14 protein-coding genes are annotated in these 13198 nt (G+C 62.2%); 4 read left to right on the forward strand and 10 right to left on the reverse strand.

Going from position 1 to position 13198, the window contains the following annotated elements:
• Positions 1 to 13 precede the first annotated feature (13 nt).
• The 5 genes from gspK to gspG form a co-directional block, all read right to left on the reverse strand.
• The gene (gene gspK, locus FSY59_RS05535; protein WP_255439183.1) at positions 14 to 1069 is read right to left on the reverse strand and encodes a type II secretion system minor pseudopilin GspK; all 1056 of its coding nucleotides are present in this window, start codon (positions 1067 to 1069) and stop codon (positions 14 to 16) included.
• Positions 1066 to 1758 carry a type II secretion system protein J gene (locus FSY59_RS05540; protein WP_148728646.1) on the reverse strand — a complete coding sequence of 231 codons (693 nt, stop codon included), beginning with the start codon at positions 1756 to 1758 and terminating at the stop codon, positions 1066 to 1068. Before FSY59_RS05540 ends, gspK begins: the two co-directional genes overlap by 4 nt.
• 3 nt (positions 1759 to 1761) lie before the next feature.
• Positions 1762 to 2127: a type II secretion system minor pseudopilin GspI gene (gene gspI, locus FSY59_RS05545; RefSeq protein WP_019042762.1), complete on the reverse strand. Its 366-nt coding sequence runs from the start codon at positions 2125 to 2127 to the stop codon at positions 1762 to 1764.
• Positions 2124 to 2564 (reverse strand): prepilin-type N-terminal cleavage/methylation domain-containing protein, encoded by a 441-nt coding sequence (locus FSY59_RS05550; protein WP_043370849.1) that lies wholly within the window; start codon positions 2562 to 2564, stop codon positions 2124 to 2126. Before FSY59_RS05550 ends, gspI begins: the two co-directional genes overlap by 4 nt.
• 168 nt (positions 2565 to 2732) lie before the next feature.
• Entirely contained in the window at positions 2733 to 3185 is a 453-nt protein-coding gene (gene gspG / locus FSY59_RS05555) for a type II secretion system major pseudopilin GspG (RefSeq protein ID WP_043003586.1), read from the reverse strand.
• A 46-nt stretch (positions 3186 to 3231) separates the two neighbouring features.
• On the opposite strand from gspG, the gene FSY59_RS05560 reads away from it, so the two are divergent.
• Positions 3232 to 3702, forward strand: a complete 471-nt coding sequence (locus tag FSY59_RS05560) for a general secretion pathway protein GspC (protein ID WP_043370850.1) — start codon at positions 3232 to 3234, stop codon at positions 3700 to 3702.
• Here the strand turns inward: FSY59_RS05560 and FSY59_RS05565 are convergent.
• The 3 genes from FSY59_RS05565 to ilvA all read right to left on the reverse strand — a co-directional run bounded on the left by FSY59_RS05565 (position 3695) and on the right by ilvA (position 7057).
• Positions 3695 to 4258 (reverse strand): histidine phosphatase family protein, encoded by a 564-nt coding sequence (locus FSY59_RS05565; RefSeq protein ID WP_148728647.1) that lies wholly within the window; start codon positions 4256 to 4258, stop codon positions 3695 to 3697. The genes FSY59_RS05560 and FSY59_RS05565 overlap by 8 nt on opposite strands.
• Before the next feature lie 313 nt (positions 4259 to 4571).
• Positions 4572 to 5399, reverse strand: a complete 828-nt coding sequence (locus tag FSY59_RS05570; protein ID WP_148728803.1) for an adenosylcobinamide-GDP ribazoletransferase — start codon at positions 5397 to 5399, stop codon at positions 4572 to 4574.
• A 104-nt stretch (positions 5400 to 5503) separates the two neighbouring features.
• Complete coding sequence (ilvA, locus tag FSY59_RS05575) at positions 5504 to 7057, reverse strand: threonine ammonia-lyase, biosynthetic (protein WP_019043008.1); 1554 nt, start codon at positions 7055 to 7057, stop codon at positions 5504 to 5506.
• Between the two features lie 383 nt (positions 7058 to 7440).
• Between ilvA and FSY59_RS05580 the strand changes: the two genes are divergently transcribed.
• Positions 7441 to 7893, forward strand: a complete 453-nt coding sequence (locus FSY59_RS05580; protein WP_019043009.1) for an OsmC family protein — start codon at positions 7441 to 7443, stop codon at positions 7891 to 7893.
• Between the two features lie 78 nt (positions 7894 to 7971).
• On the opposite strand, the gene coq7 is transcribed toward FSY59_RS05580, so the two are convergent.
• The gene (gene coq7 / locus FSY59_RS05585) at positions 7972 to 8589 is read right to left on the reverse strand and encodes a 2-polyprenyl-3-methyl-6-methoxy-1,4-benzoquinone monooxygenase (RefSeq protein ID WP_019043010.1); all 618 of its coding nucleotides are present in this window, start codon (positions 8587 to 8589) and stop codon (positions 7972 to 7974) included.
• A 329-nt stretch (positions 8590 to 8918) separates the two neighbouring features.
• Between coq7 and FSY59_RS05590 the strand changes: the two genes are divergently transcribed.
• Both FSY59_RS05590 and FSY59_RS05595 read left to right on the forward strand, forming a co-directional pair.
• Entirely contained in the window at positions 8919 to 9974 is a 1056-nt protein-coding gene (locus tag FSY59_RS05590) for a porin (RefSeq protein WP_019043011.1), read from the forward strand.
• Positions 9975 to 10203: 229 nt separating this feature from the next.
• Positions 10204 to 11373 carry a porin gene (locus FSY59_RS05595; protein ID WP_019043012.1) on the forward strand — a complete coding sequence of 390 codons (1170 nt, stop codon included), beginning with the start codon at positions 10204 to 10206 and terminating at the stop codon, positions 11371 to 11373.
• 163 nt (positions 11374 to 11536) lie between these two features.
• Here FSY59_RS05595 and groL read toward each other — a convergent pair whose 3' ends face one another.
• Positions 11537 to 13180, reverse strand: coding sequence for a chaperonin GroEL (groL, locus tag FSY59_RS05600; protein WP_019043013.1), 1644 nt, complete (start codon positions 13178 to 13180; stop codon positions 11537 to 11539).
• Positions 13181 to 13198 lie beyond the last annotated feature (18 nt).

The raw sequence follows: 13198 nt of genomic DNA on the forward strand, positions 1-13198 counted from the left end.
TGACATCGGGGTGTCAGTGTCTGGCAACCGAGGGCATCCCCCAGTCGGCATGCTCCTGCCACAAGGTGTTGACGCTCATGTCCTTGCGCTGAATCAGTGAGCGCTGGCTCAGGACGTTGTCCCCGAGGCGAAGGCGGCCACGGGCTTCGAAATAGCCGGTGGTCACGGAGTGCGTGGCACTGTTGAAGACGCCGGTCAGTCCTATGGCCGCCGCTGCGGCACTCAGGGACTTGAAAGGTGAGGCGTCGCGCAACTGCACCAGCTGGTTGGCGCGAGCCCAGTCCAGATCCTCGGTGCTGGCCCAGATGACCTCGGCGCTGGCGGTGTTGATATTGACCAGGGTGCGCTCGGGCAGCAGCGACACATAGGGCTCGATGCGCGCGATGATGCGCGGATCGACGCCCAGCCAGCCCAGCTGCCCGACCGTGCGCGGCATCAGCGGCGCAGCCTGGCTCTTGCCGCGCATGGCTTGCTGCAAGGCCGTGGCGATCTGCATGGCGGAGCTGCCGGGCAGGCCCAGGCGCTCGAACAGGCGCAGAAAAGGCTTGAGGTTTTCCTCCTTCACGCTCGAATCGGCACCGCTGAGCAGATTGCGCAGATTCAGGCGCGACTGCAGATCCACGATCTCGCCCGACAGAAAGGCGTCCTGCACGTCGGCAAGACCGTCGTCCACCTGGCTGACATTGTTCTTTGCGGCCAGGAATGTGGACAGGCGCGCTTCCTGCAGCGGCACGGCCCAGGGCTCGCCCAGATGATCGACCGGGTTGCTGCGGTTGGCACGCGAGTCCTCCTGCAGCACCACGCGCGACCAGTCCAGCGCGCCCAGCAGCAACCAGTTGGCCTGCACGCGATTGCGTTCGGCGGTCTCGATTTCCACATCGCGCCATTGCTGCCAGAGTGCGGCCGAGGCCAGGGTGGCGACCAGCACCACGGTCAGCATGGCCGCCAGCAGCGCTGCACCGCGCTGGCGCGTGCGCCCCAAGCCGCAAACCCCGAGCAAGGGCCGCCCCGCAGCGATGGGCTTGTCCCCCTGGGGGGAAGGCGCGAAGCGACTCAGGGAAGATTTCATGATCTTGAGTTGGAGCGCAGCGGGTTGACCCAGTCCACCGTCATCACGCCGTTGAGCGCGCGGCCGGGCGGCAGGGTCAGCTCGATGCGTATGCCGTCGGGCACCGTGGGCAGCACGGGATTGCCGTCGCGGCCAACGCTGCTGCCGTCATCGCCGCCCTGATCGCTGGATTGCGGGTTGGTCCAGGCGTTGCTGCGGTAGTAGTAGACACGCCAGAGATCGAGCGGTATCAGCACGGTTTCGCGGCGCATCTGGTCGCTGGAGGGATTGCGGCCCCATTGGCCTGCCTGGTTCCAGGCATCGTTCCATTCGCTGACCGTGCGTGCGGGCAGCGATTGCCAGCGCACCCATTGTGAGCGGCCGTCCACATTGCGCCGGCTCCAGGCCACGACGAGCGCCCCGTTGTCGACGGCGGCGCTGGTCTTGCGCGTCAGGCGCAGCACCTGGCCATCCCAGTCCAGTACCTGGCGCCCCTGCAGCGGCATCAGTGCGTTGAGGTCGGCATTCCACTGGGCCAGCACGGTCTGCATGACAGCGTGCTGCTCGCCCTGCTCGCGCGTCACCTCCTGCGCGCGCAGCATGCCGTCGATGCCGCGCCAGCTCATGATGGACAGCAGGGCCATGGCGGCCAGGGCGACCAGCAGCTCGATCAGCGTGAAACCCTTGTTTCTGTTGCGCATGCTGCTCATGATTCAGTAGCGACCGACGATGGTGGAGACGCGCAGCACCGCAGCCGCTTCGGAAAACACCTGGGCATCCACGCGCCTGAAGCTGGGATTGGGCGTGGGGCGAACGCTGAGCTGTACCTGCATCTGTCTGCCGGCCTGCTGGCAGTTGATGGTGGAGTCGCCGACTGCCGGCATCTGATTGAACAGCCGCAGTCGCACCAGCTCGTTTTGCGCGCAGAGCTGGGCCAGGATGACGTCGGACTGGCGCTGGGCATTGCGCGTCAGCGCGCTGCTGGCCTGAAGGCCGGCCAGCAGGGTGACGCCGACAATGCCGACCGCGACCAGTACCTCGATCAGCGTGAAGCCGCGTTGCTGCAGGGCGGGGTTCATGGCGCCACCTGCGGGCTTTGAATGCTGAAAGGGCGCAGCCCGTCGGTGGCCAGTTGCAGCGGCGCCGAGTTGCTGCCAGGCAGCGACAGCGTGATGCTCTGCCTTGGAATCAGCGGCTCAGGCCCCAGCACCACGGGCGTGGCGGGTTGCACCAGCACGGCTGTCTGCAGCCATTGCGTGGGCATCTTGACGTTGGCCGGCAGGCCTTCGAAGCGAAAGCCTTGCGGCAGCGGACGCCAGACCACCAGCGTGCCATTGGTGCGGGCCTGGGCGCGGGCCGACTCCAGCAGCGTGGCCAGGCGCTGGGCTTCGCGCTCGAGCTGCTGCTCGCCGCTGTCGCGGATGGCCAGGCTCACGCCGGCCGTTGCCAGCGCCATGATGGAAATCACCACCAGCAACTCCAGCAAGGTAAATCCGGCGTGTTTGAGGTGAGCCATGAAGGAGTGAGCGGCCGAATTGCTGATGTGAAGCGGATTAGACGGAGGACGTTTCGCTGCCGGGCAGCCCCAAGGCGAAACTCGGCTTTAGCCGGTCAGGGCCCCTTGGGGGCAGCGATCACACGCAGTGAGGGAGCGTGGGGTCGATGCTCTCGTGGGGGCTCATTGCTATTGCCAGGAGCCGATATCCGCATCCTTGCCTTCGCCGCCGGCCTTGCCGTCAGCGCCCAGGGACATGATGTCGATGGGGCCCTTCACGCCGGGGTTCAGGTATTGATAGGGATTGCCCCAGGGATCGTTGGGCAGCTTTTCCAGATAGGGCTTCCAGTTTTGCGGAGCCGGTCCGGTGGTGGGCTTGACCACCAGCGCCTGCAGACCCTGTTCGGCCGTGGGGTAGCGCTGGTTGTCCAGACGGTAGAGTTTGAGCGCCTGGTTGATATTGGCGATATCGGTCTTGGCGGCGGTCACGCGGGCATCGTCGGCACGGTCCAGTACATTGGGCACGATGAGGGCTGCCAGCACGCCAATGATGACCAGCACCACCATCAATTCGATCAGGGTAAAGCCGCGCGATGCGGCGTGGCGAATAGCAGACAGCGGGTGGCGGCAGTTGGTGCTCATTGGGAACTGTAGGAAAAATGCAGTATTGCACCATCATAATCGTCGAATGCGAACGCAATCTTTCAATCCAGGTCAAGGCATCCCCATGCAGGTCAAGCTCACCACCCTGCTGCTTTGGGCGATTGCCGCTGCGGTGCTGGTTTTCTGGACACTCCGGTTCGTCGGCAGCGCCAGTGAGCAGTTACCCTCGGTCCTGCCAGCGCAGCCGGTACAGGCCAATGCCCAGGCCATGGCCAAGGCTTTGGGAGCGGTCGCCGAGCCTGTCGCTGCCGTGGCTGCACCCGTGGCCAGCCGCTATGCGCTGCTCGGGGTTCTGGCCGGGCATGAAACCGGTGGCGGCGCCGCCGTGATTGCCGTGGAAGGCAAGGGCAGCAAGGCCGTGCGCGTGGGTGAAGCCGTGGAGGAGGGCGTGATTCTGCAATCTCTGGCGGCGCGCGAAGCGCGACTGGGTCCCGCCAACGGGCCGACCAGCACGGTGCTGCAATTGCCCAGGCCGCCCATGGCGTCATTCAACTGAGTTCGAGCCGCAGCCACTGCCCATAGGCGGGCGCCGGCAAGGTCCATTCATGGCTTTGCGGCAGCTGGCGGCCATGCTGCAGCAGCCATTGCGCGCAGCGCGCAACGCCTGCGTGGCAGATCCACACCATATGTGCGCTGTCGCCGGCGGCGGCGTCTTGCAGCGCTTCGTGAACGCGCTGCAGCATGTCTGCCAGGGATTCGCCGTCGCCGGGCGCGTGCAGCGCCAGATCCTTCGCCCAGGCGCTGATGGCGCCTTCGCCGATGTCATTCCAGCGCATGCCTTCCCAATGGCCGAAATCCATCTCCAGCAATCTGCCGTCGGCGCTGGAGGCGAAATCGGGCTCCAGTGCCTGCAGATCCAACGCCAGCTGTCTGCATCTCTGCAGCGGCGAATGGCAGATCTGCAACTGGCCATGCAGGGGTCGCAGAGATCGCAGCAAGTCCTGTGCGGCCTGCCTGGTGGCTTGTGCATCGGCGGCGATATCGAGGCGGCCGTAACAGCGCTCGGTGTCAATCAAGGGGCGCGCGTGGCGCACCAGCCATAGTGTTTTCATGCCTCAGAACTTGTTTGCGATCTCTACGCAGCCGCGTTGGAGCGCAATCGGGATGAGTTCGAAGTGATGGCTCGCCGCTTGCACCGGGGTGCAAGCAAGAGACAACACGCAGAAATCGCCCGATTTCGCTCCAACCCTGCGGAACAGTGGCTTTGCGGGCGCCCGGTCAGGGGCGGTCTGCGGCGTCGCCTCGCCGGCCGCGCGAATCCTCGCAACAGCACCGCTATGGCTGCGGTATCGCGCGCGGGGGGCGCCCCCTGGCATCCTATCCCGCAAAGCCTCTGTCGCGGCGCGAGGAGATCGTAAACACGTTCTAAAGCAACTGGGGCAGATAGATGCAGCTGGTCAGCAGCAGGGCCAGCTCATTGAGCTGCTGGCAGGCGCCCAGGCAGTCGCCCGTCATGCCGCCCAGACGCTTGCGCAGCCAGCGCTGCAGCAGCCAGGTGGTGAGCAGCATGGCCGCCAGCAGGCTGGGCACAAAGCTCCAGACGCCGAGCCAGCCCAGCAGGCCCAGTGCCGGCAGGCACCAGAGGCCGCCGGTCAGCAGCCCTTGCCAGCCCAGTTGTCTGCCCGCGATATGCAGGGTCTTGCTGCTCGCGGCCAGGCCGACATGGGGCAGGCTGTGCATCAGCACCAGCGGCGCAAAGCGTGACAGCACATGAATGCAGCACACGAGGATGAGCACCGGCACCGGTCCCCGGAACGGCTGCATGACGGACAGCAGCAGGGCGATCAGCACGACCTTGGTCAGCAGGGCCATGAGCAGCGCCATCACGCCATAGGCACCGATGCGGGAGTCCTTCATGATCTCCAGCGCGCGCTCGGCTGGCACCAGGCCGCCGAGCCCGTCGGCAACGTCGGCCAGGCCGTCCTCATGGAAACCGCCGGTCAGCCACAAGGTGCCGGCGGTGCTGATGAGCGCCGTCGCCAGCGGCGACCAGGGACTTGCCGGCAGCAGCCAGAGCAGGGCTCCCAGCAGCAGCGCGGCCCACAGGCCCACCAGCCAGCCCACGCCAGGCAGATGTGCGGCGCTGGCACGCTGCATCTCGGGGCTCCAGCCCACCCAGGCCGCCAGACGTCCGGCCACGGGGATGCGGCTGAAGAACTGGACGGCCAGCAGATAGTGGCGCAGGGCTTGCATGGTGTTGCGAATAAAAAAGGAGCTGATCACGCTTGATATTCATGGATTTCAGGGTCTTTTCTATCTGAAACCCATGCTGGGAAAGCGGTAGTAGCTCCTGTTTTTTACTTCAGGAACAACTGGTACGCAGGATTGCCGGTTTCCTCTACCCAGGGGTAGCCGAGGTTCTTGAGGAAGCTGTCGAACTTCTTGTGGTCCTTGGCCGGTACCTGCATGCCCACCAGAATGCGGCCGTAGTCGGCGCCCTGGTTGCGGTAGTGGAACAGCGAGATATTCCAGGTCGGCGCCATCAGGCTCAGGAACTTGAACAGCGCGCCGGGACGTTCTGGGAAGACAAAGCGCAGCAGGCGCTCGTCCTGGGCCAGCGGCGAGTGGCCGCCCACCATATGGCGCAGATGCTCCTTGGCCATCTCGTCAAAGGTCAGGTCCAGCGCCTCGAAGCCGTTCTTCTGGAAGTTCTTGCAGATCTTCTCGGACTCGCCCCGGGTCGGCGTGGTCAGGCCCACGAACACATGGGCCTTGCTGTCGTGGCTGATGCGGTAGTTGAACTCGGTCACGTTGCGCGGGCCGCCGGGCAGCTTGCCCACCACCTCGCAGAAATGCTTGAAGCTACCGCGCTCTTCGGGGATGGTGACGGCGAACAGGGCTTCGCGCTCCTCGCCGACCTCGGCACGCTCGGCTACGAAGCGCAGGCGGTCGAAGTTCATATTGGCGCCGCTCAGTATGGCGGCGTAGGTTTCGCCCTTGGTCTTGTGCCTGGCCACGTACTGCTTGATGGCTGCCACGCCCAGGGCGCCCGAGGGCTCGACGATGGAGCGGGTGTCGGTGAAGATGTCCTTGATGGCGGCGCAGACGGCATCGGTGTCCACGGTCACATAGTCATCCACCAGGCCCTGGGTGACGCGGAAGGTTTCCGCCCCCACCAGCTTCACGGCCGTGCCGTCGGCGAACAGGCCCACATCGGCCAGCTCCACACGCTCGCCCGCCTGCACGGACTGCATCATGGCGTTCGAGTCCTTGGTATGCACGCCGATCACCTTCACCTCGGGGCGCACGGCCTTGATGTAGTTGGCAATGCCGGCAATCAGGCCGCCGCCGCCGATGGGCACGAAGATGGCATCCAGACGCTGGCTGCCCAGCTTTTGCAGCTGGCGCAGCAACTCCATGGCGATGGTGCCCTGGCCGGCAATCACATCGGGGTCGTCAAAGGGGTGGACAAAGGTCAGACCCTCGGACTTTTGCAGCTTGACGGCGTGCTTGTAGGCGTCCGAGTAACTTTCTCCAGCCAGCACCGCCTCGCCGCCCAGCGCGATCACGGCATCGATCTTCACCTGGGGCGTGGTGGTGGGCATCACGATCACGGCGCGGCAGCCCAGCTTCTTGGCGCTCATCGCCGTGCCCTGGGCATGGTTGCCCGCGCTGGCGCAGATCACGCCCTTTTGCAGCTGCTCGGCCGTCAGATTGGCCATCTTGTTATAGGCGCCGCGCAACTTGAAGCTGAACACGGGCTGCTGGTCCTCGCGCTTCAGAAGCACTTTGTTGTGCAGGCGGCGGCTGAGATTCTTGGCAATGTCCAGATCCGACTCCACGGCCACGTCATAGACGCGTGCATTGAGGATGCGAGTCAGATAATCGGCAGGGGTCAGGGCTTGAGTCATGGTGCAAATCGAAAGCAGAGCACCGGAGCCAGGGTAGTCAGCCTGCCGGGTGCATGGAAGCCGACCATGATAGGCGCTTGCTTGCTACGCTGCAGTACTCGCTCAAGAGGTGCATGCTGTTGCTCTGAGAAACCCGGGGAGCAGGCACGAAAAAAAGCCCCTAGCTCAAGAGCTAGGGGCTGAATCCACCATTAGAGGAGGTGGAGGAGACAAAGGGTGCGATACAGATCGGTGTTAACCAGTAATCTGCAGTCTGCCTGCGGGTTTGACCTCACAGGTAACGCTTGGGTTGTATTGTATGAGGCTTGTGTTTTCTGTGCATCAAAAGATTCGGGTTTTTATGTATTTGATGCAAAATTGCAACAGTTTCGAGAGGAAAAACAATGGAATGCACGGTTAGTTGGACAGGCGCGGCCACCGGAACGCGCTCGGGCATGGGTTTTGTGGCAGAGACCGGCAGCGGCCATGTGGTCAATATGGACGGCGCACCGGACGAGAAGAATCCGGCCAACGGCGGTCGCAATCAGGCTCCGCGCCCCATGGAGATGCTGCTGGCCGGCGCCGGCGGCTGCACGGCCTACGACGTGGTGCTCATCCTCAAGCGCGGTCGCCACGATGTGAAGGGCTGCAGCGTGCAGCTGACTTCCGAGCGCGCCGAGACCGACCCCAAGGTGTTCACCAGGATCCACATGCAGTTCACGGTCAGCGGCAAGAACCTGCCGGCCGGTGCCGTCGAGCGTGCCATCGCCATGAGCCACGACAAATACTGCTCGGCCACCATCATGCTGGGCAAGACCGCCGAAATCACGACGGGTTTCGACATCGTCGAAGCCTGAGGCGCACTCACGATCACAAAAAACGGGCCGCTAAGGCCCGTTTTTTTGTTGAACAAAGGCCTGCCTCCGTGTGATGGGTCAGATGCGGTGCGCGGTAATCGTCATGACTTTGGCCGCCACACGCATCAGTCCCTGGGCAACCGGGGGCAGTTGCATCGCACCTTCATCGATCGCTGCAGCGGCATGACGTTCCTCGTCATCCTTCATGCGCTCGACCACGGCACGCGACGCCTCGTCCTCCTCGGGCAGGCGGCCCAGATGGCTGCCCAGGTGGGCGGAGACCTGGTTTTCGGTCTCGACCACAAAACCCAGGCTGGCGGCATCGCTGAACTTGGCGGCAATCGTGCCGATGGCAAAAGCGCCCGCAAACCACAGAGGGTTCAGCAGCGAAGGCCTGCCACCCAGGGCATGCAGGCGTTCCCGGGTCCATGCCAGGTGGTCCATTTCCTCGCGTGCGGCGTGCAGCAGATGCTCGCGCAGCTCCATGTCCTTGGTGACCATGGCCTGGGCGTTGTACAGGGCCTGGGCACACACCTCGCCCACATGGTTGACGCGCATCAAGGCTGCAGAGAGCCTGCGCTGCTCATCGCTCAAATCGGCTTCGGCGATTCCTGCAGCGGGCGAACGCTCGGAGGCAACCGGGTCGGCAAACAGAGTGCGAAGAGCTGCATCGGCAGCGGTCAGAAACTTGTCCATGGTGAAAAGAGCTCAGTGCGGCGCCCGTGTGGCGTCAATGCACATAAGGTACACCAGAGTGATTCATCCGCAACTTGCGCTGGGGCAATGCTAGGCTGAAACCCCTAAGGGTGTGCCCGCTAGTGCGGTCCGGAGTTTGTTGCGGTGGTGCAACGAAAACGCGCCGAATCGAGCAGTTTTGGGTGAATTCCTTTGCGCTGGGCTCGGGGGTCTGGTGCAATAGACCCAACTTCCCCACCAGGAGGTTGGCGCGGGAAACCGGTGGAGCTCGAGGCTCAAGTCTCTCTCCCATAGAACCGGCGCCCTTCTAAACCTTGGAGTAACTCGTAATGAAAAAATCTCTGATCGCCCTGGCAGTGCTGGCCGCTTCCGGCGCCGCAATGGCTCAATCTTCCGTGACTCTGTTCGGTATCGTTGACACTGGCGTTTCCTACGTGGACAACGCCTCCGGTAACGACGCCAAGTACGGCGTGCACACCAGCGGTAACGCGACCAGCCGTCTGGGCCTGCGCGGTACTGAAGACCTGGGTGGCGGTCTGAAGGCTGGCTTCTGGCTGGAAGGCGAAATCTTTGGTGACGACGGCAATGCTTCGGGCTTCAACTTCAAGCGCGAATCCACAGTGCGTCTGTCCGGCAACTTCGGTGAAGTTCGCCTGGGTCGTGAAACCACCCCCACTTTCCGTGCCGGTCTGAAGTATGACCTGTTCGGCGCTACCGGTATCGGCCAAAACCTGGGCTTCAAGGCCTGGTCGACTGCTGGCGGTGCTTTCGGTGCTGACGCCAACACCATCCGTGCTAACAACATGGTGTCCTACTCTTCGCCTAACTTCAGCGGCTTCACTGCTAACGTGAGCTACGCTTTCGACGAGAAGGCTGTTGCTGGTACTAAGGGTGGCCGCTACGCCGGTGGTAACGTTGGCTATGACAACGGCCCCCTGAGCGTGACTGCTGCTTATGGCAACCTGAAGGGCGCTGCTGGCGACCGTGACGAAATGTCCATCGGCGCTTCTTACAACTTCGGCGTGGCCAAGGTTGTGGGTAACGTTCAGCAAATCAAGTACAAGCCCGATGCTGGTTCCAGCGCCAAGTTCCGTAACTACCTGCTGGGCGTGTCCGCTCCCGTGGGTGGCGTGGGCGAAGTGAAGGCTCAGTACGCTTACTACGACCAAGAAGGTCCTGCTAAGGCTCACCAACTGTCGCTGGGCTATGTGCACAACCTGTCCAAGCGCACTGCTCTGTACGGCACCGTGGCTTACCTGAAGAACCAAGACGGTTCCGCTATCGCTCTGGCTGCCAAGGGTGTGAGCGACACCGTGGGCCTGAAGGCTGACGGTTCCGGCCGCAACCAAGCTGGCGTGCAAGTGGGTATCCGCCACGCTTTCTAATCAATTGCTGGTGTAAGCCAGTAACTGCTTAAAAGCCAAAGGCCTGTCGAAAGACAGGCCTTTTTTGTTTTTTCGGGTTAGACCTTAAAGGGTGATTGCTGAGAGGTTTGCCCCCAGAGGGAAAGGCCTGTGTTGCGCTTGTGCCAATGCTCGCGCGGTTGAGGAAAGCATTTCTAGAATGAATTTTCCACCAACTGTTTGCGAATTGAATTAAGAGAGAGGCAACACAATGGCAGCTTCATTTGTGAAAAAAACATTGGCCTTGGCTGTGCTGGGAACCATGGGAACTCTGGCATATGCACAAAGCAGCGTTCAGTTATATGGCATTGTGGATGCGGCAATTCGCCATACGAATAATGAGGGAGCGAATAAAAGCGGTCTGACCAAAATGATTGGCGGCGGCATGTCCGAGAGCCGCTGGGGTATCAATATCAAGGAAGATCTGGGCGGCGGCCTGTCGGCGATTGCCAATCTGGAAAATCGTTTCTGGACGGATTCCGGTACTCCCAGCACCGCACAGCCTTATTTCGCCCAGTCCTGGGTGGGCTTGCGCAGCACCAGCTTTGGCCAGCTGACCATGGGCCGCCAATACAACGTGTTGTTCGATCTGGTTACCTCCACCTACGCATCGTTCCCATATTCCCCATATATGGACGCCTACAAGCCTGAAATCGGCATGTCTCTGGGCGCGCGTGCAAACAATATGCTCAAGTACGTGGCCGAATTTGGCCCTGTTCGTGCGGGCTTGCAGTACTCGTTTGACGAGAGCAATACCTTTGCGAAGAAAGGGGCTGGAGTGGATATGACCCCGGGCGGTCTGGCATTGAAGACCGCAGGCGGCTATCTGCGTTATTCTGCCAACGGCATTTCTGTGGGTGGCGCTTTCCAGCGCTCGACCTTGCCGGCCGGCACCGATGTGGATGCCTGGACGCTGGGCGGCTCCTATCGCACCGGGCCTCTTTATCTGATGGCAGGCTACGGCCAGAACAAGGTCAAGGATAGTCTGGGGGCTGCGGGCGCGGGTGCGATTTTTGATGCTGGCTTGCTCAACGCATATTGGACAGGTTCGTCCAACGGTGGCTTTATCGCGGGCAATGCCCCTGGCAACTTTGCCAACAAGCGTGAGATGTTCAAGGTGGGCTTTGGCTACCAGGTCACGCCACAGCTCAATGCCGGCATGCATTACTACCATGCCAAGCAATCGGGATCGGCGACTGGCGCCTTCAACGGCAAGGCTGACTTTATCGTTGCCGTGGCCGACTACGCCTTCTCCAAGCGTACCGATGCCTATTTCGCGGTGGACCACACCAAGACCAAGGGCGGTGCGGGCGTGATGCTTGATGCCAATGGCGCGAAAAAGCGTACCGGCATCACCATCGGTCTGCGTCATCGCTTCTGAGGCGAACCTTCGGATACAAAAGCCAGCCGATATCGGGCTGGCTTTTTTGTTCTCGGAGCCGAGCAGCTTGTGAAGCGCGACACAAAAGGAAAAGGCCGCAGATGCGGCCTTTTCCTTTTGCGCATAACCGGATGGTGCAGACCATCCGGTAGCAGCAGAGCAATTACATGCCCATGCCGCCCATGCCACCCATGCCGCCCATGTCGGGCATGGCAGGAGCTGCGTCAGCCTTGGGGGCTTCAGCGATCATGCACTCGGTGGTCAACAGCAGGGAAGCCACGGAAGCAGCATTCTGCAGAGCAGTGCGAGTCACCTTGGTGGGATCCAGGATACCCATTTCCAGCATGTCGCCGTAGCTGTCGTTGGCAGCGTTGAAGCCGTAGTTGCCGGAGCCGTTCAGCACGGCGTTCACGACCACCGAAGGCTCGCCACCGGCGTTGGCCACGATTTCGCGCAGAGGGGCTTCGATAGCCTTGAGCACCAGCTTGATGCCGGCGTCTTGTTCGGCATTGCCGGTAGCCAGGGCACCAACGGCTTGCTTGGCGCGCAGCAGGGCCACGCCACCGCCGGCCACGATGCCTTCTTCCACAGCAGCGCGGGTAGCGTGCAGGGCGTCTTCCACGCGGGCCTTCTTTTCCTTCATTTCGACTTCGGTGGCAGCGCCAACCTTGATCACGGCAACACCGCCGGCCAGCTTGGCCACGCGCTCTTGCAGCTTTTCACGGTCGTAGTCGCTGGTCGCCTCTTCGATCTGGGCGCGGATTTGCTTGACGCGGGCTTCGATTTCAGCAGCTTGGCCAGCACCGTCGATGATGGTGGTGTTTTCCTTGCCGATTTCGACGCGTTGGGCTTGGCCCAGGTCTTCCAGGGTCACCTTTTCCAGCGACAGGCCCACTTCTTCAGCGATGACCTTGCCGCCAGTCAGGATGGCGATGTCTTCCAGCATGGCCTTGCGGCGGTCGCCGAAGCCAGGTGCCTTCACAGCCACAACCTTCAGGATGCCGCGGATGGTGTTGACCACCAGAGTCGCCAGGGCTTCGCCTTCGACGTCTTCGGCAATGATCAGCAGAGGACGGCCGGCCTTGGCCACAGCTTCCAGTGTGGGCAGCAGGTCGCGGATGTTGCTGATCTTCTTGTCGAACAGCAGCACGAAGGGGTTGTCCAGAACAGCGGCTTGCTTTTCGGGGTTGTTGATGAAGTAGGGCGACAGGTAGCCGCGGTCGAACTGCATGCCTTCAACGACGTCGAGCTCGTTGTCCAGCGACTTGCCTTCTTCAACCGTGATCACGCCTTCCTTGCCGACCTTGTCCATCGCGTCGGCAATGATCTTGCCCACGGATTCGTCGGAGTTGGCGGAGATCGAGCCGACCTGGGCGATTTCCTTGGAGGTGGTGGTGGCCTTGGATTGCTTCTTCAGCTCTTCCACCAGGGCGGCGACAGCCTTGTCGATGCCGCGCTTCAGATCCATGGGGTTCAGGCCGGAAGCCACGTACTTGGAGCCTTCGCGCACGATGGCCTGGGCCAGCACGGTAGCGGTGGTCGTGCCGTCACCAGCGATGTCGTTGGTCTTGGAGGCCACTTCCTTCACGAGCTGGGCGCCCATGTTCTGCAGCTTGTCCTTGAGTTCGATTTCCTTGGCCACGGACACGCCGTCCTTGGTCACGGTGGGGGCGCCGAAGGAGCGCTCCAGCACCACATTGCGACCCTTGGGGCCCAGGGTAACCTTGACTGCGTTAGCCAGGATGTTCACGCCTTCAACCATGCGTGCACGTGCTTCACCGCCGAAAACTACGTCTTTTGCTGCCATTTTTGGCTCCTAAAGAAT

This window comes from Comamonas sp. Z3, assembly GCF_008121565.1.
Taxonomy (GTDB): Bacteria; Pseudomonadota; Gammaproteobacteria; order Burkholderiales; family Burkholderiaceae_C; genus Comamonas; species Comamonas brasiliensis.